The organism is Pseudomonas sp. TSRC2-2, from assembly GCF_049897785.1.
GTDB lineage: Bacteria > Pseudomonadota > Gammaproteobacteria > Pseudomonadales > Pseudomonadaceae > Aquipseudomonas.
The window spans coordinates 41,056-61,039 of the sequence record NZ_JAFCWZ010000009.1; the positions used below are offsets into that span (position 1 = coordinate 41,056).

At 61.4% G+C, this 19,984-nt stretch carries 14 protein-coding genes and 1 tRNA gene; 12 read left to right on the top strand and 3 right to left on the bottom strand.

Annotated elements, in window-relative coordinates:
- Window positions 1–107 precede the first annotated feature (107 nt).
- The 4 genes from rpsO to ACP7D9_RS18770 all read left to right on the top strand — a co-directional run bounded on the left by rpsO (window position 108) and on the right by ACP7D9_RS18770 (window position 3,487).
- A complete protein-coding gene (gene rpsO / locus ACP7D9_RS18755) occupies window positions 108–377 on the top strand; it encodes a 30S ribosomal protein S15 (protein WP_016771751.1) in 270 nt (89 codons plus the stop codon).
- A gap of 204 nt (window positions 378–581) precedes the next feature.
- The gene (gene pnp, locus ACP7D9_RS18760) at window positions 582–2,687 is read left to right on the top strand and encodes a polyribonucleotide nucleotidyltransferase (protein WP_101158062.1); all 2,106 of its coding nucleotides are present in this window, start codon (window positions 582–584) and stop codon (window positions 2,685–2,687) included.
- A 195-nt stretch (window positions 2,688–2,882) separates the two neighbouring features.
- Window positions 2,883–2,958 (top strand) — tRNA-Thr (locus tag ACP7D9_RS18765).
- Between the two features lie 229 nt (window positions 2,959–3,187).
- Window positions 3,188–3,487: a DUF6388 family protein gene (locus ACP7D9_RS18770; protein WP_042608866.1), complete on the top strand. Its 300-nt coding sequence runs from the start codon at window positions 3,188–3,190 to the stop codon at window positions 3,485–3,487.
- A 48-nt stretch (window positions 3,488–3,535) separates the two neighbouring features.
- Here the strand turns inward: ACP7D9_RS18770 and nadC are convergent, their stop codons facing one another.
- Entirely contained in the window at window positions 3,536–4,384 is an 849-nt protein-coding gene (gene nadC, locus ACP7D9_RS18775) for a carboxylating nicotinate-nucleotide diphosphorylase (RefSeq protein ID WP_397479998.1), read from the bottom strand.
- Between the two features lie 265 nt (window positions 4,385–4,649).
- Between nadC and ACP7D9_RS18780 the strand changes: the two genes are divergently transcribed.
- The 4 genes from ACP7D9_RS18780 to ACP7D9_RS18795 all read left to right on the top strand — a co-directional run bounded on the left by ACP7D9_RS18780 (window position 4,650) and on the right by ACP7D9_RS18795 (window position 10,507).
- Complete coding sequence (locus ACP7D9_RS18780; RefSeq protein ID WP_426159056.1) at window positions 4,650–6,830, top strand: DUF1631 domain-containing protein; 2,181 nt, start codon at window positions 4,650–4,652, stop codon at window positions 6,828–6,830.
- A 64-nt stretch (window positions 6,831–6,894) separates the two neighbouring features.
- Complete coding sequence (ampD, locus tag ACP7D9_RS18785; protein WP_426159058.1) at window positions 6,895–7,455, top strand: 1,6-anhydro-N-acetylmuramyl-L-alanine amidase AmpD; 561 nt, start codon at window positions 6,895–6,897, stop codon at window positions 7,453–7,455.
- Complete coding sequence (ampE, locus tag ACP7D9_RS18790) at window positions 7,452–8,291, top strand: regulatory signaling modulator protein AmpE (protein ID WP_426159060.1); 840 nt, start codon at window positions 7,452–7,454, stop codon at window positions 8,289–8,291. The genes ampD and ampE overlap by 4 nt, the downstream gene beginning before the upstream one ends.
- A 185-nt stretch (window positions 8,292–8,476) precedes the next feature.
- Window positions 8,477–10,507 carry a methyl-accepting chemotaxis protein gene (locus ACP7D9_RS18795; RefSeq protein WP_426159062.1) on the top strand — a complete coding sequence of 677 codons (2,031 nt, stop codon included), beginning with the start codon at window positions 8,477–8,479 and terminating at the stop codon, window positions 10,505–10,507.
- Window positions 10,508–10,540: 33 nt separating this feature from the next.
- Here ACP7D9_RS18795 and ACP7D9_RS18800 read toward each other — a convergent pair whose 3' ends face one another.
- Both ACP7D9_RS18800 and cra read right to left on the bottom strand, forming a co-directional pair.
- Window positions 10,541–11,317 (bottom strand): TatD family hydrolase, encoded by a 777-nt coding sequence (locus tag ACP7D9_RS18800; RefSeq protein WP_426159065.1) that lies wholly within the window; start codon window positions 11,315–11,317, stop codon window positions 10,541–10,543.
- Between the two features lie 3 nt (window positions 11,318–11,320).
- Complete coding sequence (gene cra, locus ACP7D9_RS18805) at window positions 11,321–12,316, bottom strand: catabolite repressor/activator (RefSeq protein ID WP_101158039.1); 996 nt, start codon at window positions 12,314–12,316, stop codon at window positions 11,321–11,323.
- A gap of 304 nt (window positions 12,317–12,620) precedes the next feature.
- Between cra and ptsP the strand changes: the two genes are divergently transcribed.
- The 4 genes from ptsP (at window position 12,621) to ACP7D9_RS18825 (ending at window position 19,959) form a co-directional block, all read left to right on the top strand.
- Window positions 12,621–15,482, top strand: coding sequence for a phosphoenolpyruvate--protein phosphotransferase (ptsP, locus tag ACP7D9_RS18810; RefSeq protein WP_426159068.1), 2,862 nt, complete (start codon window positions 12,621–12,623; stop codon window positions 15,480–15,482).
- Window positions 15,482–16,423, top strand: a complete 942-nt coding sequence (gene pfkB / locus ACP7D9_RS18815; protein WP_426159070.1) for a 1-phosphofructokinase — start codon at window positions 15,482–15,484, stop codon at window positions 16,421–16,423. The genes ptsP and pfkB overlap by 1 nt, the downstream gene beginning before the upstream one ends.
- 11 nt (window positions 16,424–16,434) lie before the next feature.
- Entirely contained in the window at window positions 16,435–18,168 is a 1,734-nt protein-coding gene (locus tag ACP7D9_RS18820; protein WP_426159072.1) for a PTS fructose-like transporter subunit IIB, read from the top strand.
- Window positions 18,169–18,417: 249 nt separating this feature from the next.
- Window positions 18,418–19,959, top strand: coding sequence for an alkaline phosphatase D family protein (locus ACP7D9_RS18825; protein WP_426159074.1), 1,542 nt, complete (start codon window positions 18,418–18,420; stop codon window positions 19,957–19,959).
- Window positions 19,960–19,984: the final 25 nt, after the last annotated feature.

The window sequence follows — 19,984 nt, forward strand, 5'->3', positions numbered from 1 at the left end:
GGCTGTTAACAGGCATGGTCACTACTCATTTATAGATACAGGGATTTGTCCCTGGCCTGTTGAAGCTGTTTCCCTGAAACAGTTTCCTGATAAGGAAGGATTGCCTCATGGCTCTCGACGTTCAAGAAAAAGCTCAAATCGTTGCTGACTACCAGCAAGCTGTTGGTGACACTGGTTCGCCAGAAGTGCAAGTTGCACTGCTGACCGCCAACATCAACAAACTGCAAGGTCACTTCAAGGCCAACGGTAAAGATCACCACTCCCGTCGTGGTCTGATCCGCATGGTTAACCAGCGTCGCAAGCTGCTGGACTACCTGAAAGGCAAGGACGTAAGCCGGTACGCCGCGCTGATCGCTCGCCTGGGTCTGCGTCGCTAATCAGCGATTGCGCTATGAGGTTGGTGGTCTGTCGGGCGTCAGCGGTTTTCCGCTGGCGCCTTGCAGGCTCCCAGCCTCAAGTTTTATCTGCAGCATGGCTTTACCCGTAGCACCCGGACAATTGCCATCGGGCCGATTCCCGAAATTGCCCAAGAATTCGCAAGAAACCGTTTCCCCCAAGAGCCACAAAGAAGGTAGGACACCGTGAACCCGGTAATCAAAAAATTCCAGTTCGGTCAATCGACCGTTACCCTCGAGACAGGCCGTATCGCCCGTCAGGCCTCCGGCGCAGTATTGGTCACCGTTGACGACGATGTCAGCGTGTTGGTGACTGTTGTCGGTGCAAAGCAAGCCGATCCGGGCAAGGGCTTCTTCCCTCTGTCCGTGCACTACCAGGAAAAGACTTACGCTGCCGGTAAGATCCCTGGCGGTTTCTTCAAGCGTGAAGGCCGTCCTTCCGAGAAAGAAACCCTGACTTCCCGACTGATCGACCGTCCGATCCGTCCGCTGTTTCCTGAAGGCTTCATGAACGAAGTGCAGGTTGTCTGCACCGTCGTTTCCACCAGCAAGAAGACCGATCCGGACATCGCTGCGATGATCGGTACCTCGGCTGCCCTGGCCATTTCCGGCATTCCGTTCGACGGCCCGATCGGCGCCGCTCGTGTGGCTTTCCACGAAAGCACCGGCTACCTGTTGAATCCGACTTACGAACAGCAAGCCGCTTCGAGCCTGGACATGGTTGTTGCCGGTACTTCCGACGCCGTGCTGATGGTTGAGTCGGAAGCCAAAGAGCTGACCGAAGACCAGATGCTGGGCGCGGTACTGTTCGCTCACGACGAATTTCAGGTTGTGATCAACGCTGTTAAAGAACTGGCCGCTGAAGCTGCCAAGCCAACCTGGAACTGGGCTCCGGCTCCAGAAGCCACTGAACTGCTGGGCGCTATCCGTGCCGAGTTCGGCGAGGCGATCTCCCAGGCTTACACCATCACCATCAAGGCCGACCGCTACGCGCGTCTGGGCGAGTTGCGTGACCAGGTGGTTGCCAAGCTGTCCGGTGAAGAAGGCCAGCCTTCGGCTGCTGAAGTCAAAGCTGCTTTCGGCGAAATCGAATACCGCACCGTTCGCGAAAACATCGTCAACGGCAAGCCACGTATCGACGGCCGCGACACCCGCACCGTACGTCCGCTGAACATCGAAGTCGGCGTACTGCCGAAGACCCACGGTTCGGCACTGTTCACCCGTGGTGAAACCCAGGCACTGGTTGTTGCAACACTGGGCACCGCCCGTGACGCACAACTGCTGGACACCCTGGAAGGCGAAAAGAAAGACCCGTTCATGCTGCACTACAACTTCCCGCCGTTCTCGGTGGGCGAGTGTGGTCGCATGGGTGGCGCGGGTCGTCGCGAAATCGGTCACGGCCGTCTGGCCCGTCGTTCGGTTTCGGCCATGCTGCCAGCCGCTGACGTGTTCCCGTACACCATCCGCGTGGTGTCGGAAATCACCGAATCCAACGGTTCGAGCTCGATGGCTTCCGTGTGCGGCGCTTCCCTGGCCCTGATGGACGCCGGTGTACCGATGAAGGCACCGGTTGCCGGTATCGCCATGGGTCTGGTTAAGGAAGGCGAGAAATTCGCCGTCCTGACCGACATCCTCGGTGACGAAGATCACCTGGGCGACATGGACTTCAAGGTTGCCGGTACCGCCAAAGGCGTTACCGCACTGCAGATGGACATCAAGATCAAGGGCATCACCGAAGAGATCATGGAAATCGCTCTGGGCCAGGCCCTTGAAGCGCGCCTGAACATCCTCGGTCAGATGAACCAGATCATTGGCCAGTCGCGTACCGAACTGTCGGCCAACGCTCCGACCATGATCGCGATGAAGATCGACACCGACAAGATCCGTGACGTCATCGGTAAAGGTGGCGCGACCATCCGTGCGATCTGCGAAGAAACCAAGGCTTCGATCGACATCGAAGACGACGGTTCGATCAAGATCTTCGGCGAAACCAAGGATGCTGCGGAAGCTGCCCGTCAGCGCGTTCTGAGCATCACGGCAGAAGCCGAGATCGGCAAGATCTACGTCGGCAAGGTTGAGCGCATTGTCGACTTCGGCGCATTCGTCAACATCCTGCCGGGCAAGGACGGTCTGGTGCATATCTCGATGCTGAGCGACGCTCGTGTAGAGAAAGTGACCGACATCCTGAAGGAAGGCCAGGAAGTGGAAGTGCTGGTACTGGACGTGGACAACCGCGGCCGTATCAAGCTGTCCATCAAAGACGTGGCAGCTGCCAAGGCTTCGGGCGTTTAATCAGCCCAAGGCTTTAGCGCAATGAAGATGCCCCCGCCGTGCAAACGGCGGGGGCATTTTTTTGCCTTGAATAAAGATCCAAAGATCGCAGCCTGCGGCAGCTCCTGCAAAGCGCTGTGATAACCCGATCATGTGGGAGCTGCCGCAGGCTGCGATCTTTGCTTTTGTGAAAACCGGTGCTAGGTTTAGCCCACCGCCCGTGTAGCTCAGCCGGTAGAGCAGCGCACTCGTAACGCGAAGGTCGCAGGTTCGATTCCTGTCTCGGGCACCAGATTCCCGGCGCGCCACGTCGACGCATGTTCCGCAGGTCAGCTTTTTGTGCGAGAGATGTAAAGAGCCGTGTAATTCGTCATGCAAACGTCCTATATTCGGTGCCTGCATGAGCATCGCTTAGCAGTTTTCAGATGATCCCGAATGGTTCCGAAGGCCGGCCTGTCCGCGTCAGAGAGATCCTTGATGATCCAGATCCATCCTCCATTCTTAAGATCAGCGAGAACCCCATGACTGAATTGACCCAAGAGCAACGCCACGAACAAGCGCTGGAAAAATACCTTCTGGATGTGCCGGACCTGAAGGAAGAGATCAAGGACCTGAGTCCCGATGATCAGAAAGACCAGATCCAGTGGGCCTTCGAAGACGAAGCCGAAGCGCAGGGCCTGCAGCCGTGGGAGCTGACCCTCAAATACACCAGCACGCCGGAGGAGTTCGAAGCGCAGCGCCTCGTACTGCATAAGGAAGCGGCTGAGGTACTGGGTGTCGAGTGGGATGAGTATTGCGAGATGAACAATCTGGTGGTCTGAACAAAAACGCCAGCCTCAACAGGCTGGCGTTTTCTATTGCGCGAATGCTCAGAGGCTCAGTCGCATCGACAGATCCACCGCTTTGACATCCTTGGTCATCGCGCCAATCGAGATGTAATCCACGCCCGTTTCGGCGATCGGCAGCAGCGTGCTTTCGTTGATGCCGCCGCTGGCTTCGAGTTTCGCTTTGCCGGCGGTCAGACGTACTGCTTCGCGCATGTCATCCAGGCTCAGTTCGTCGAGCATGATGATATCGGCGCCGGCTTCCAGCGCTTGCTGCAACTCTTCAAGACTTTCCACTTCGATCTCCACCGGTTTGCCCGGGGCGATCTTGTGGGCGGCGGCCACGGCTTCGGTAATGCCACCGCTGGCGGCGATGTGGTTTTCCTTGATCAGGAAGGCGTCGTACAGACCGATGCGATGGTTGTGACAGCCGCCGCAGGTCACTGCGTATTTCTGCGCCAGACGCAGGCCGGGCAGAGTTTTGCGAGTGTCGAGTAATCTGACCTGAGTCTCGCCGACGAAATCCGCCAGGTACTGCGCGCGTGTTGCCACACCGGACAGCAACTGCAGGAAATTCAATGCGCTGCGTTCACCCGTCAACAGTGAGCGAGCCGGGCCTTCCAGATGGAACAGTGGCTGATTGGCTTTGACCCGCTGGCCGTCGACCACTTGCCAATGCACCGCCACGCGCGGATCGAGCTGGCGAAACACCGCATCGACCCACGCGGTGCCGCAGATGACCGCGTCGTCACGGGTGATGATGGTGGCTTTGGCCAGGCGTTCGGCCGGGATCAGTTGCGCGGTGATGTCGCCGCTGCCGACGTCTTCGAGCAACGCACGACGCACGTTGTTTTCGATTTCGGCGGTCAGATCGGCGAGACGTAGATTCGGCATAACGGACTCCACAAACAAAGTGGTTCGATTATAGGGGCAGGGCGCAAGCCAACCCAAGGCGAGAACGCGAGTGCCTGACTGCATCTGGTCGATTTTCCTGAGCCGGCGCCCGGTTCATGGCGTGTAGGGGAAACCCTGAGGCCTATAGATCGCAGACATCTTTTGCAAGATAATCCGCCTTGTATTTGACGTCATGGCTTTGACGAACGACTCCGCTGGGGCAGTGTCAAAGCGACGAACCGAATCACCGTTCCAGGAGGCTTGGATGCGCAACGACGGGAAAGTGGTGCCTTTGCACCGGGCGACTGCCGATCTGGCGGACCACTCGCCGCTTGCCCGCTTGCCGGTGATTCTGTTGCAGGTCCGCGACAAGGCTGCGCAGCAGCTGCGCCACGATCTGCAGGAGTTGTTCGATAACGCGGATGACACGCTGTTCGAAATGGCCGACCGGGCGCGCAATGATGTCGACCAGAACATCTTTTTCGAAGCCATGCGCGACCTGCGCCTCAAGCGCAAGAACATCGAGCGCGTCTTTCTCGAGCTGTTTTTCGAAGCTTTTGCCGGCCTTACTCAATACGACCCAGCCGCCATTACCTTGCCACGCACGCTGGTGGTCGAAGAATCCACCCCGCGTACCGATGCCATGGAGCGCACCGTGGCCGTTCAGACCATGGTCAGCCGTGTGCTCAAGCGTGACGGCTTTGCCCTTGATCAACTGACCGCGCGGTTCAGTTCAATGCTCGGCAAGCGTCTGGACGATCAGCACAATCCGCTGAGCCCGGTGATGCTTTGCGAATATTTCCTGCAGGCCGGGCGTAACCTTGGCGTCGAGATCAAGGTCAAGCTGATCCTGCTCAAGTTGTTCGAGCGCTATGTGCTGGCCGACACCGAGCAACTGTATGCAGAGGCCAATCAGTTGTTGCTCGCCACCGGCGTGCTGCCGCATCTGAAACCTGCCATGGCTCGTCGCGTGGTCGAGCCTGCCGATAGCGACACATTCATTGATGATCTCGATGCACCGCCAGCAGCGGACGAAGCCGTAGAGGAAGTGTTCGCGGCGTTGCAGCAATTGCTCGCCCATGTGCGTGGCCGCGTCACACCGACACTGGAGCCCGGCGCCCCGGCGCATCCGATCAACACCCGCGACCTGCTGCGTTTGTTGTCGCACTTGCAGCAATACGTACCGGCGCTGGAGGCTCAGGAAGATTTCGATCTGCGCCATCAGCTCGAGCAGCTGCTGACCCGGGTCAGCGTCAGAAGCGGCCGATCCCGCGTTGTCGCGACCGCCGACGAAGATGTGATCAACCTGATCGCCATGGTTTTCGATTGCATCCTCGAGGATCGCAATCTGCCCGACGCGCTCAAGGCGCTGATCGCCCGATTGCAGATTCCGATGCTCAAAGTCGCCGTGCTGGATAAAAGCTTCTTCAGCCGTAGCACCCATCCGGCGCGGCGCCTGCTCAACGAAATCGCCGAGGCCGCGATGGGCTGGAGCGACTGCGACGGCGCAGAGCGCGATAGCCTCTACGTGCGCATCGAACAAGTGGTGCAGCGCTTGCTGAGCGAATTTGTCGACGACCCGGCGATCTTCTCCGAGCTGCTCGCGGATTTCCTTGCCTTTACTCAGGAAGAGCGCCGCCGCACCGAACTGCTTGAGCAACGCTTGCGTGATGCCGAGGAGGGCCGAGCGAAAGCCGAGCTGGCTCAGCGGCGCGTCGCGCAGGCGCTGCAGCAGGCATTGCTGGGCAAAGTGCTGCCGGCGACCGTGGTCAGCTTCGTCCGGCAGGCCTGGAGTAAGGTGTTGCTGCTGACCTGCCTCAAGCATGGCGATCAGTCCGCCGAATGGCACGCCGACGTGCAGACGATGGAACAGTTGATCTGGAGCGTGCAGCGCCACGACGATGGCGAATCCAGCCTGCGCCTGTTGGCTCTGGTACCGGGTTTGCTGAAATCGCTGCGCGATGGCCTGAGCAGCACCGCGTTCGACCCGTTTGCCACCAGCGAATTCTTCAGTGCACTGGAGGCGCTGCACGTGCGCGTGCTGGAGCGCTCCGATGAAGCCGATCACAGCGCCACGCCGCTGATCGAAGTCACGCCGCAGGTCTTGCAGCTCAGCGCCGATCAAGCTGCAGCCATGCCTGCGCCGCGCCGGGCGCAAGACGATGCCGGTTTGTCTCAGGTCGAGCAGTTGCGTGTGGGCAGTTGGGTGGTGTTCGACGATGATGACGAACAGACCTTGCGTTGCAAACTCGCGGCGATCATCGATGAGACCGGCAAATACGTTTTTGTCGACCGCACGGGCATGAAAGTGCTGGAGCGCAGCCGCACCGATCTGGCGCTGGCGTTCAGTCGTGGCGGCGTGCGTGCGCTTGACGACACCTTGTTGTTCGACCGTGCACTGGAATCGGTGCTGGGCGACCTGCGGCGACTCAATCGCGGCAAGTGATCGCGCGCCGGGGGCGGATCGCGGCATACTGGGCGCCCACATGGTCGGCGTTGAAGGAATCGGTATGCAGTTGGATCCCGCGAGCGGGTGGTGTCATGGCGTGCAGATCTGCCCGTCGCCCAACTTCAATGAGCGCCCGGCGGGCGAAGTGTCCCTGTTGGTCATTCACAACATCAGCCTGCCGCCGGCGCAATTCGCCACGGGCAAGGTTCAGGAGTTTTTCCAGAATCGTCTGGATGTCACCGAACACCCGTACTTTGCAGGCATCGCTGACCTGCGCGTCTCCGCGCATTTTCTGATCGAACGTGACGGCAAGGTCACCCAGTTTGTCTCCTGTCTTGCGCGAGCGTGGCATGCCGGCATCTCGATGTTCGAAGGCCGCGAAACCTGTAACGATTTTTCCGTGGGCATCGAGCTGGAAGGCACCGATGATCTGCCGTTCACCGACGAACAATATCGCGCGCTGACGGCGCTGACCCGGCAGTTGCAGCAACGTTTTCCGGCGATCACCGATCAGCGTATCTGCGGCCACAGCTATATCGCTCCGGGGCGCAAGACCGATCCGGGACCGGCATTCGACTGGGCACGCTACCGCGCCGCCCTGGCAAAAGAGGAAGGACAATGAGTTTTCTGGTGTTACTGCTGGCGCTGTGGATCGAGAAGTTTTCGGCCCTGCGCCATCGGCTTCAACGCGACGGCGGATGGATCCGCGAGCTGCACAAACTCGAAAGCAGCGAACGGCTGGCCAGGCAACCCTGGCTGGTGCTGACGATTCTGGTGCTGTTCCCGGTGGCGTTACTGGCGCTGTTGTTGCTGGTGCTGGAACCGGTGGCTTACGGTTTGCTGGCGCTGCCGGTGCATTTGCTGGTGGTGATTTACAGCCTGGGCCGTGGCGACTTGCTGGGCGGCCTCGGGCCGTTTCGCGATGCCTGGCGCCGTGAGGATCTGCAAGCGGCGGCGCACGTGGCCAAGCGCGATCTGAACATCTGCGCCGACAGCGGCGAGCAATTGCTTGAGCGGGTGCAAGGTCATCTGTTGTGGCAGGCCTATCAGAGTTTCTTCGCAGTGATCTTCTGGTATTTCCTCCTCGGTCCTGTGGCGGCATTGGCTTATCGCTTGCTGGCGCTGGCCGAAGAGCATGGAAGCAATCCGGCGCTGGTCGAGCGCGCGGCACAACTGCGTCATGCCTTCGATTGGGTACCGGTGCGTTTGCTGGCGGCGAGTCTTGCGTTGGTCGGCAACTTCGTCGCGGTCAGCCGAGTGATGCTGCACGAGCTGCTCAACTGGAACATCAGCGCTGCGCAGTTGATCAACAAGGTCGGCCTGGCAGCTGGGGAAATCCCGCCGCCAGCAGTCGGTCCGGACGGCATCAATACCCTCGACTGCCTGTGGGAACTGCTGCTGCGCGCGGCGGTGCTGTGGTATGCCGGGTTTGCCTTGTGGACTGTTCTGGTTCACTAATTAGAGAAGATCAAAAGATCGCAGCCTTCGACAGCTCCTACACAGGCTGCGATCTTTTCGTTGTTAACCTTAAGTTACAAAACCTCCCGCCGATTTGCGCTATACAGAGACAGCGCCCGATAGTGGCTATCTGCTGTCGCCTCGCGCCTGCCAATAAAAACAAGAAAAACCAAGGGAGACTTCCAGTGAAGAGCTTGCTCTATCCCGCCGTCTCGCTGATGAACCGTCTGAGCTTCGGCATGAAGTTCAGCCTGATCAGCGTGCTGTTCCTGGTGCCGATGCTGGTGACCAATTTCTATCTGGTGCGCGACTCCTACCGCGAATTTCAGGGCACCCGCGTTGAGCTGCAGAGCCTCGACCTGTTAGGTAGCAGCTTGACCCTGCGCCGGGATCTGGAAACCCTGAACAATCTGGTGCAGATCGACGTCACTCTCGGCCAGTCCGGCAAGGCCGGCAACGTCGAAGCGCAGATCCAGACGCTGGAGCAGGCCGTGCTCACGCGCCTCGAAGGGCTGGCAGCGATGACCGAGGATCCCGAGCAGATCAAGCAGTTCGAGGCCAAGCGCGATGAAATGATCGCCGCGTTCAAGGCCCAGCAAGCGGAAAGCTCGCTGCAAAGCAAAAGCGCGTTGATCGGCAAGTTGCTGGCCAGTGCGCAGATTTTCAGCCAGATCATCACCAGTCAGGCAGGCCTCAGTCGCGATAATCAGAGCGATATTCGTCAGCTCAGTGAGCTAGTGACGCTGATCACCCCGAGTGTGACGCAGACGCTCGGCGAAGGCCGGGCGATGGGTTCGTATTCGTTGGGTCAGGGTTTTCTCAACAGTTCCTCCAGCACGCGTTTTGACGAGTTGCTGGTGCAGATCGAAAAACTCCAGGCCGAGTACGCCCTGAAACTGCAAGACGCCCTCGGCTCCAGCCACGCCGCGCGCGAATCGCTCAGTGCTCAGGCCGACAGCAGCAAGGCCTCGCTCAAGCAGGCGAGCGAGCTGTTTGAAGAACACGTGGTGATGGCCGACACCCTCGATGCGCCGTGGCAGGCGTTTTACGATCAGGTCACCGGGCTGATGGAAAACACCTACCAGCTCAATCAGGCCACGCTGAAATTTCTCGACAGCCAGTTGCAGCAACGCCTGGCGCAAAACCGCACGCACATGATTCTGCAAGCCTCTGCGCTGTCGGTGGTGTTCGTGCTGATCTTTTATCTCTACGGCGGTTTCTACGCCTCGACCCGCACCACCCTGAAAAGCCTGGGCGCGATGATGGACAAGGTCGCGGCCGGTGACATGACCGTCAACTTCAAGGCCAGCAGCCGCGATGAACTGGGCGAGTTGGGCGAGGTGTTCAACGGCACGGTGAAGAAGATCCACGACTTGATCGAACGCGTAGGCCACACCGTCGGCGAGGTCGAGCGCCAGGCCTGTCAGGTTGAAAACGTGTCGGCGCAGAGCAATCAGGCGGTCGCCGGGCAACGTACGCAGATCGAACAAGTGGCAACGGCAATGAACCAGATGTCGGCGACTTCAATGGAAGTTGCCCGCAGCGCTGCGGCAGCGGTGAGCAGCGCCCACAGCGTCAACGACGAAACACTGAGCGGGCGCGGTCTGGTGGAATCGCAGCAGGGCAGCATCGCCGCGCTCGCCAGCGAAATCGATCAGTCGGTGCTGGTGATCAATCAACTGGCAAGCGACAGCCAGTCGATCAGCCGTGTGCTTGAGGTGATCAAGAGCATCGCCGAACAGACCAATCTGCTGGCGCTCAACGCCGCCATTGAAGCGGCCCGGGCCGGCGAGCAGGGGCGCGGGTTTGCGGTGGTGGCCGATGAAGTACGCACGTTGGCCAAACGCACCCAGCAGTCGACCGAAGAGATCGAGCAGATGATTGCCAAGCTGCATGGCGGCGTCGGCGCGGCGGTGAGGGCGATGGGCGTCAGCCATCAGATGGCCAATGGCACGGTGGACCAGTCGGAGAAGGTCCAGCAAGCGCTGGAAAACATTCTTGGCGCGGTGGGCATGATCGTCGACCAGAACCAGCAGATTGCCGCCGCCGTCGAACAGCAAACCGCTGTAGCCCACGACATCGATCAGAACATCATCGAGATCAACCGCGCCGGCGAGCGCACGGCGCAGGGCGCACACCAGACCGAAGATGCCAGCCGGGCGTTGTCTGCCCAGGTCGTGGAACTGAAACAACTGATCAGCGCCTTCCGCGTCTGAACCTCTCACAATTCCAATGTAGGAGCTGACGTGTTACCAGTCGAAGACTTCGCAGCAGTTGGCGGTGCTGGCGGCGGCCAGGTGTTCTGGGCTGATATTCATCAATTCGGCCAACGCCGCGCAGATCGCCGGCAAATGCGCCGGGCTGTTGCGCTGGCCGGCGAACATCGCGGGAGCCATGTCCGGTGAGTCGGTTTCCAGCACCACCGATTGCAGCGGCAGTTCGGGCAAGACCCGATGCATGCGCAATGCCTGCGGCCAGGTCGGTGCGCCGCCAAGGCCCAGTTTGAAACCGAGCTTGATGTATTCCCGGGCTTCCTCGCGGCTGCCGGCGAACGCGTGGATGATGCCGGCGCGTTTGAGCTTGAAGCGCTTGAGCGTGGCGATCACCGCGGCGTGGCTGCGGCGCACGTGGATCAGCGCCGGCAGTTCGAAGTCCGCCGCCAATTGCAGTTGCGCGTCGAACAACGCCTGTTGTCGCTCGCGATCCAGAGTTTCGATGAAATAATCCAGACCAATCTCGCCCACCGCACACAGCTGCCGATGCCCCCGCAAGCGCGTCAGCCAGTCACCCAGCGCGTGCAAATCCTCCGGGCGGTGCTGATCGAGAAACACCGGGTGCAAACCGAACGCCGCATAAAGGTCGGCGTCACTTTGCACCAGATCCCACACCCGTTGCCAGTTGCCCTGATGCACACCCAGTACGACGATGCGCCGCACGCCGAGGGCGCGGCTTTCGGCCAGCAACTCGGCGCGATCGGCGTCGAAGTCGGGGAAGTCGAGGTGGGTGTGGCTGTCGGTCAGCTCCACGATTCAGTCCCGATGAATACGCTGCTTGAAGGTCCGCGCAATGGCTTGCACGCCCGGTTGGTAGTCGTCCTGCTCCACGGCGGCCAGCGCCAGTTCCAGGGCCTTGTCGGCGATCAACTGGTGTTGCTGGGACATGGCATTGACCGGCAGCGGCAGGAAATCCAGCAACTGCGTGTCGCCGAAAGTGCCGAGGCGCAGCGGCCGCGACTTCAGCGGGAAATCATGCAGCGCATCGAACACGCCCTGCAGCAGCACGTAGGAGGTGGTCACCAGCGCGTCGGGCAAATGCCCCAGACGCTGCAGGAGTTCTTCCATCAATTGCTTGCCGCACTCGCGGCTGAACGACTCGGCGTGCTCGACCAGCACCTCACCTTTGAAATCGTTGAGCGCTGCGCGGAAACCGGCGGCACGTTCCTGGCTGATGCTCAGCTCCGGGCGTGCGCCGAGCAGCACGATCTGCTTTGGCTGCGGATCGAGCAGGCTCTGGGTCAGGTGCAGGCTGGCCTCGCGGTCGTCGCTGATCACCGAGCAGAAATGCTCCGGCTCCATGACCCGGTCGATGGCGATGATCGGCAGACCCTTGGCCTGCAACTGGCGGTAGCTGTCGTCACCGGCGGGCAGGCAACTGGCGACGATCAGCGCATCACAGCGACGGGCGCGGAACAGTTGCAGCAACTGGCGCTCGCTGTCTGGCGCATCGTCGGAGCTGGCAATCAACAGTTGATAGCCGCGAGCCCGCGCACCTTGTTCGAGCAACTTGGCGATGCGCGCGTAACTGGGGTTTTCCAGATCCGGCAGGATAAACCCCAGGGTGCGCGTGTGCCGACTGCGCAGGCCGGCCGCTTGCGGATTAGGCGTGAAGCCGTGCAGATCGACCACCGCGCGCACGCGCTCGACGGTCGCGCTGCTGATGCGTTGCTGTTCGGCCTTGCCGTTGATGACGTAGCTGGCGGTGGTGACGGAGACGCCGGCCAACCGCGCGATATCACTGAGTTTCAACCCGGTATTTCCTTGTTTTTCGAGCATGCCGCGACATTTTCGCCAATCCTACCCGATAAGGGCAGCCGACTTATTGCCTAGGCAGATCCGACCAGTTGGACTTCAAGGATGAGACATTATCGAGTAACGTGCCGATCAATCTAGATTAAACGTTTCAGCAAGCGTATTTTCTACGTTTTGGACGCCTTTGTCCGGTTCTGCCGTGAAACCGCCAAAACTGCCGCTGAAAAGCGCGGCAGAGCGCCTAAGCTGTGAACCATTCAAAACAATACCTGGCGTTGTACTGCGCCAAAAAGGAGATCGCATGCTCGAGCTCACTATAGAGCAGATATCCATGGGCCAATCGGCCGTGGATAAACCCGCTGCCCTGCAATTGCTGGCCAGTCATCTGGTCGCCGACGGTCTGGTGGCCGACGGTTACCTCGCCGGCCTGCAGGCCCGGGAAGCCCAGGGCTCGACCTTTCTCGGTCAAGGCATCGCCATTCCCCACGGCACCCCGCAAACCCGCGATCAGGTATTCGCCACCGGCGTGCGCCTGATGCAGTTTCCCGACGGCGTCGACTGGGGCGATGGCCAGATCGTTTATCTGGCCATCGGCATTGCGGCAAAATCCGACGAACACCTGCGCCTGCTACAGCTGCTGACCCGCGCCCTCGGCGAGACCGATCTGGGCCAGGCCCTGCGTCGCGCCAGCTCCCCCGAGGCGCTGCTGAAACTGCTGCAAGGCGCGCCGCAGGAATTGGCGCTGGACGCGCAGATGATCGGTCTCGGCGTCTCGGCCGACGATTTCGAAGAATTGGTCTGGCGCGGCGCGCGTCTGCTGCGTCAGGCCGATTGTGTGAGCAACGGCTTTGCCGGTGTGTTGCAGCAAGTCGAAGCGCTGCCGCTGGGCGATGGCCTGTGGTGGCTGCACAGCGAGCAGACCGTGAAACGTCCGGGCCTGGCGTTCGTTACTCCGGACAAACCGATGCGTTACCTCGGCCAGCCGCTCAGCGGTCTGTTTTGTCTGGCCAGCCTTGGCGAAGCGCATCAGGCGTTGCTCGAGCGTTTGTGTGCGCTGCTGATCGAAGGTCGCGGTCATGAATTGGGTCGCGCCACCAGCAGCCGCAAAGTCCTTGAAGTGCTCGGCGGTGAACTGCCGGCCGACTGGCCAAGTGCGCGCATTGCCTTGGCCAACGCCCACGGTTTGCATGCGCGTCCGGCGAAGATTCTCGCGCAACTGGCGAAGAGTTTTGACGGCGAAATTCGTGTGCGCATCGTCGACAGCCAGGACAGCGCGGTGTCGGTCAAAAGTTTGAGCAAACTGCTCAGCCTCGGCGCCCGGCGTGGTCAGGTGCTGGAGTTGATCGCCGAGCCAGGCATCGCCGCCGATGCCTTGCCAGCACTGCTCGCCGCCATCGAAGAAGGCCTCGGCGAAGAAGTCGAGCCGCTGCCCGCGGTCAGTCAGCAGCGTGAAGTGATTGCCGATATTGCTGAGGTGCTGGTCGCCCCGGCATCAGGCAGCCTGCTGCAAGCGATTCCGGCAGCGCCGGGCATTGCCATCGGCCCGGCCCACGTTCAGGTTCAGCAACACATTGATTACCCGTTGCGCGGCGAGTCTGCCGCCATCGAGCGTGAGCGTCTCACGCAAGCGCTGAGCGACGTGCGCACAGACATTCAGGGCCTGATCGAACGCAGCAAGGCCAAGGCCATTCGCGAGATTTTCATTACTCATCAGGAAATGCTCGACGACCCGGATCTCACCGATGAAGTCGCTACTCGTCTCAAGCAAGGCGAGAGCGCCGAAGCGGCGTGGATGGCGGTGATCGAAGCCGCCGCTAAACAACAGGAAGCGCTGCAAGACGCTTTGCTTGCCGAGCGTGCGGCGGATCTACGCGATATCGGGCGTCGGGTGCTGGCGCAATTGTGTGGCGTGCAAACCGCGAACGAGCCGGAGCAGCCGTACATTCTGGTGATGGACGAAGTTGGCCCGTCCGATGTCGCGCGTCTGGATCCGGTGCGCGTCGCGGGAATTCTCACCGCGCGCGGCGGTGCCACCGCACACAGCGCAATCGTTGCTCGTGCCCTCGGCATTCCGGCGCTGGTTGGCGCAGGAGCAGCGGTGTTGCTACTGGAGCCGGGCACGCCGTTGCTGCTCGACGGCCAGCGCGGGCGCCTGCATGTCGACGCCGATGCCGCGACCCTCAAACGTGCCGCCGAAGAACGCGACACCCGCGAGCAACGCCTGAAAATTGCCGCCGAACAACGCCATCAACCGGCGCACACCACTGACGGCCATGCCGTTGAAGTATTCGCCAACATCGGCGAAAGCGCAGGCGTGACCAGCGCGGTGGAGCAGGGCGCCGAAGGCATCGGTCTGCTGCGCACCGAACTGATTTTCATGGCTCATCCGCAGGCGCCGGACGAGGCGACCCAGGAAGCCGAATACCGTCGCGTGCTCGATGGTCTGGCCGGGCGCCCGCTGGTGGTGCGCACGCTCGATGTCGGTGGCGACAAACCGCTGCCGTATTGGCCGATCGCCAAGGAAGAAAACCCGTTCCTCGGCGTGCGCGGCATTCGCCTGACCTTGCAGCGTCCGCAGATCATGGAAGCGCAACTGCGCGCCTTGCTGCGCTCGGCTGACAACCGTCCGCTGCGGATCATGTTCCCCATGGTCGGCAGCGTCGAAGAATGGCGCCAGGCCCGCGACATGACCGAGCGTCTGCGTCTGGAGATTCCGGTCGCCGACCTGCAACTGGGGATCATGATCGAGGTGCCGTCCGCGGCACTGCTTGCGCCAGTGCTGGCCAAGGAAGTCGATTTCTTCAGCGTCGGCACCAACGACCTTACGCAATACACCCTGGCCATCGACCGTGGTCACCCGACGCTGTCTGCACAAGCGGACGGCTTGCACCCGGCGGTTCTGCAACTGATCGACATCACCGTGCGCGCCGCCCATGCGCATGGCAAATGGGTCGGTGTCTGCGGCGAACTGGCGGCTGATCCGCTGGCGGTGCCGGTGCTGGTCGGCCTCGGTGTTGACGAGCTCAGCGTGTCCGGTCGCAGCATTGCCGAAGTCAAGGCGCGCATCCGCGAACTCAGCCTGACCCAGGCGCACACCCTTGCTCAACAGGCCCTGGCCGTGGGCAGCGCCAACGAAGTGCGCGCATTAGTGGAGGCCCTGTAATGGCCAAAATTCTCACCCTGACCCTCAACCCGGCGCTCGACCTCACCGTCGAGTTGCCGCAGCTGGAAGCCGGTCAGGTCAATCGCAGCGATGAGATGCATACCCACGCTGCGGGCAAAGGCGTCAACGTCGCTCAGGTGCTGGCGGATCTTGGCCATCAGGTCACCGTCAGCGGCTTTCTCGGCGAAGACAATCTGCAAGCGTTCGAAACCCTGTTCGCCAAGCGCGGCTTCGTCGACGCGTTCATCCGCGTGCCGGGCGAGACGCGCAGCAATATCAAGGTCGCCGAACAGGACGGGCGCATCACCGATATCAACGGCCCCGGCCCGGTGGTCGATGCAACGGCGCAGCAAGCGTTGCTCGACCGTCTGCTGCAAATCGCACCGGGGCACGATGCGGTGGTGGTCGCCGGCAGTCTGCCGCGCGGCGTCACTGCGCAGTGGCTGCGTGAGCTGATCGAAAAACTCAATGCGCTCGGCCTGAAAGTCGCCCTTGACTCCAGCGGCGAAGCGTTGCGTGCGGCATTGCAGGCCGGGCCTTGGCTGATCAAACCGAACACCGAAGAACTGGCCCATGCGCTCGGCTGCGAAGTGGTTTCGTCGATTGCCGAGGTGCAAGCGGCTGCACGCCTGCACGGGAAAGGCATCGAGCATGTGGTGATTTCCCACGGTGCCGACGGCGTGAACTGGTTCAGTGTCGGCTCGGCCCTGCACGCCACGCCGCCTAAGGTCAGCGTCGCCAGTACGGTCGGTGCCGGTGACTCGTTGCTGGCCGGCATGCTCCACGGTCTGCTCAGCGCCGATACGCCCGAGCAAACCCTGCGCACCGCCACCGCGATTGCGGCGATGGCGGTGACCCAGATCGGTTTCGGCATCAACGACGCCGCGCAACTGGCGCAGCTCGAACAGGGCGTGCGCGTGCGCCCCCTGACAGAACAATAAGAGGGTTTGTCATGAAGTTAGCCATTGTTACGGCTTGCCCGAACGGCATGGTCACCAGCGTCTTGTGCGCGCGTCTGCTTGATGCCGCGGCCCAGCGTCAGGGCTGGAGCACCAGCGTGGAGGTGGTCGATCCGGCGCACCCGGAACGCGAGTTGTCGGCGGCAACCATTGAAGCGGCGGAGTGGATTCTGCTGGTGACTACCGGCCCGGTCGACATGCATCGTTTTGTCGGTAAGCGGGTTTTTCAGATCGCCCCGGCGCAGGCATTGCAGGATGTCGAAACGGTGCTGCGTCGCGGCGCTGAAGAGGCCGAAGTCTACGTGGCCAGCGCAGTCGAGCCGGCTGCTGACACGCCACGTGCGCCGCGCATCGTCGCCATCACTGCCTGCCCGACCGGCGTCGCCCACACCTTCATGGCCGCCGAAGCGTTGCAGCAGACTGCCAAGCGCCTGGGCTATGAATTGCAGGTCGAAACCCAAGGCTCGGTCGGCGCGAAAACCCCGCTCAGCGCCACGGCCATCGCCGAGGCAGACGTGGTGCTGCTGGCGGCGGATATCGACGTCGCCACCGAGCGTTTCGCCGGCAAGAAGATCTATCGCTGCGGCACTGGCGTTGCGCTCAAGCAATCCGAAGCGACTCTGAAAAAAGCCCTGGCCGAAGGCGCTGTGGAAAGCGCGGCAAGCGACGCCAAGGCCCCCGCCAAGTCGGAGAAAACCGGCGTCTACAAACACTTGCTGACTGGCGTTTCGTACATGCTGCCGATGGTGGTGGCGGGTGGTTTGCTGATTGCGCTGTCCTTCGTGTTCGGCATCACCGCGTACAAGGAAGAAGGTACGCTGGCGGCGGCGCTGATGCAGATCGGCGGCGAAACCGCGTTCAAGCTGATGGTGCCGCTGCTCGCCGGTTACATTGCCTACTCGATTGCCGACCGTCCGGGTCTCGCGCCGGGGATGATCGGCGGCTTGCTCGCAGGCACCTTGGGCGCTGGATTCATCGGCGGGATCATTGCCGGTTTCATCGCGGGTTACGCCGCCAAAGCCATCGCCCGCTATGTGAAATTGCCGCAGAGCCTGGAAGCGCTGAAGCCGATTCTGATCATCCCGTTGCTGGCCAGTCTGGTCACCGGTCTGGTGATGATTTACGTGGTCGGCAAACCGGTCGCCGGCATGCTCGCCGCGCTTACGCAGTTCCTCGACAGCATGGGCACCACCAACGCGATTCTGCTCGGCGTGTTGCTCGGCGGCATGATGTGCGTCGACCTCGGCGGGCCGATCAATAAAGCCGCGTATGCATTCTCCGTCGGGCTGCTGGCCTCGCAGAGTTACGCACCGATGGCCGCGACCATGGCCGCCGGCATGGTGCCGCCGATTGGCCTGGGCATTGCGACGTTCATTGCGCGGCGCAAGTTTGCCCAGACTGAACGCGAAGCCGGCAAAGCGGCTTTCGTGCTGGGCCTGTGCTTTATCTCTGAAGGGGCCATTCCGTTTGCCGCCAAAGACCCGCTGCGGGTGATCCCGGCGGCCATCGCCGGCGGCGCGCTGACCGGCGCGCTGTCGATGTACTTCGGCTGCAAGCTGATGGCGCCGCACGGTGGCTTGTTTGTGCTGGCGATCCCGAATGCGATCAACCATGCGCTGCTTTATCTGCTGGCGATTGTGGCGGGGAGTCTGGTGACGGCAGTGGTGTATGCGCTGCTGAAACGGCCTGAGGCTGTCGAATTGGCGCTGGAGCCCGCCAAGGCCTGACCGACGACACCCAATCCCTGTGGGAGCGGGCTTGCTCGCGAAAAGCGGAGTGTCAGATAAAAAAGTATCGCCTGACACGACGCCTTCGCGAGCAAGCCCGCGCCCACATTCAATCGCATTTCCTCAGACGGACCGCGATCAGTGGTGGGAGCAAGCGAGCCCGCTGCCACATTGGAACTACGGGGTGTCGGGTGTCATGGCGAGTTCATATAGGCATGCTTAAGTTTTCCCTTTTGCAAGGGGAACACCATGAGCGATTTCAACCTCGGCCGGCGTCGCGTCATGCAAGCGGTCGGTGCCGGACTCTTGTTGCCAGGGCTGGCGCCGGCGGTGATTGCTTCGGTCAAGGATCGTCCGCAGCTCACCGACGGCGTGCAGTCCGGCGACCTGCTCGGCGACCGCGCGATGATCTGGAGCCGCAGCGATCGTCCGGCGCGCATGGTGGTCGAGTGGGACACTGGCAGCCTGTTCGGCAACCCGCGCAAATTCGTCTCGCCACTGGCCGATGCGCGCAGCGATTTCACCGCTCGCGTCGAACTCACCGGCCTGCCGGCGAACCAGGCGATTTTCTATCGTGTGCACTTCGAAGATGCCCAGAGCGGCGTCGCCAGCGAGCCGTGGTTCGGTCACCTGCGCAGCGTGCCGACGGCCAGGCGTGACATCCGTTTTGTCTGGAGCGGTGACACCGTCGGCCAGGGCTTCGGCATCAACCCGGACATCGGCGGCATGCGCATCTACGAAGCCATGCGCCTGCGCCTGCCCGACTTCTTTATCCACAGCGGCGACACCATCTACGCCGACGGCCCGGTGCCCGCGCAACTGACCACCGAAAGCGGGCGCATCTGGCGCAACCTCACCACGCAAGCCAAGAGCAAAGTCGCGCAGACCCTCGACGATTATCGCGGCAACTACCGCTACAACCTGATGGACGAAAACATCCGGCGCTTCAACGCCGAAGTGCCGCAGATCTGGCAGTGGGACGATCACGAAGTGGTCAACAACTGGTCGCCGGGCAAGCAGCTGGATGAGCGCTATCAGGAGAAAGATATCCACAAACTGGTCGGTCGCGCGCGGCAGGCGTGGCTGGAATATGCGCCGATGCGTTTGCAAGCGGCGGACGGCGGCGGGCGCATTTATCGCAAGCTCAGTTACGGGCCGATGCTCGATGTATTTGTGCTGGATATGCGCAGTTATCGCGAGGCCAATGACGACAACCTTGGCGGGGCAAAACCGTTTCTCGGGCGCGAGCAACTGGACTGGCTCAAGCGTGAATTGCAGGCGTCGAAGGCGCAGTGGAAAGTCATCGCCGCCGACATGCCCATCGGCCTTGGCGTTCCGGATGGCGAAGTCAGTCCGGGCGTAGCGCGTTGGGAAGCGGTGGCTAACGGCGACCCCGGACCGGCGCAGGGACGCGAACTGGAAATCGCCGAATTGCTCGGCTTTCTGCGCGCTCAGCAGGTGCGTAATTTCGTATTTCTGACGGCGGACGTGCATTACTGCGCGGCGCATCACTACCACCCGGATCGCGCGGCGTTTCAGGATTTCCAACCGTTCTGGGAATTCGTCGCCGGGCCGTTGAACGCCGGCAGTTTCGGGCCGAATCCGCTGGACAAGACGTTTGGGCCAGAAGTGGTTTTCGAGAAGGCACCGCCGGCGCAGAACACCTCGCCGTTTGCCGGTTTTCAGTTTTTTGGCGAGGTGAATATCGAAGGGCAGAGCGGGGAGATGAGCGTGGTGTTGCGGGATCTGGATGGCATAGCGGTTTTCGAACAGAAACTACAACCGGTCTGACTTCACCGGCAGTGCAACCCCTTGT

Excerpts from the sequence above, each read along its gene's own strand:
- rpsO (WP_016771751.1), top strand. The coding sequence starts at position 108 with ATGGCTCTCGACGTTCAAGAAAAAGCTCAAATCGTTGCTGACTACCAG.
- ACP7D9_RS18770 (WP_042608866.1), top strand. The coding sequence starts at position 3,188 with ATGACTGAATTGACCCAAGAGCAACGCCACGAACAAGCGCTGGAAAAA.
- nadC (WP_397479998.1), bottom strand. The coding sequence starts at position 4,384 with ATGCCGAATCTACGTCTCGCCGATCTGACCGCCGAAATCGAAAACAAC.
- ACP7D9_RS18780 (WP_426159056.1), top strand. The coding sequence starts at position 4,650 with ATGCGCAACGACGGGAAAGTGGTGCCTTTGCACCGGGCGACTGCCGAT.
- ampD (WP_426159058.1), top strand. The coding sequence starts at position 6,895 with ATGCAGTTGGATCCCGCGAGCGGGTGGTGTCATGGCGTGCAGATCTGC.
- ampE (WP_426159060.1), top strand. The coding sequence starts at position 7,452 with ATGAGTTTTCTGGTGTTACTGCTGGCGCTGTGGATCGAGAAGTTTTCG.
- ptsP (WP_426159068.1), top strand. The coding sequence starts at position 12,621 with ATGCTCGAGCTCACTATAGAGCAGATATCCATGGGCCAATCGGCCGTG.
- pfkB (WP_426159070.1), top strand. The coding sequence starts at position 15,482 with ATGGCCAAAATTCTCACCCTGACCCTCAACCCGGCGCTCGACCTCACC.
- ACP7D9_RS18820 (WP_426159072.1), top strand. The coding sequence starts at position 16,435 with ATGAAGTTAGCCATTGTTACGGCTTGCCCGAACGGCATGGTCACCAGC.
- ACP7D9_RS18825 (WP_426159074.1), top strand. The coding sequence starts at position 18,418 with ATGAGCGATTTCAACCTCGGCCGGCGTCGCGTCATGCAAGCGGTCGGT.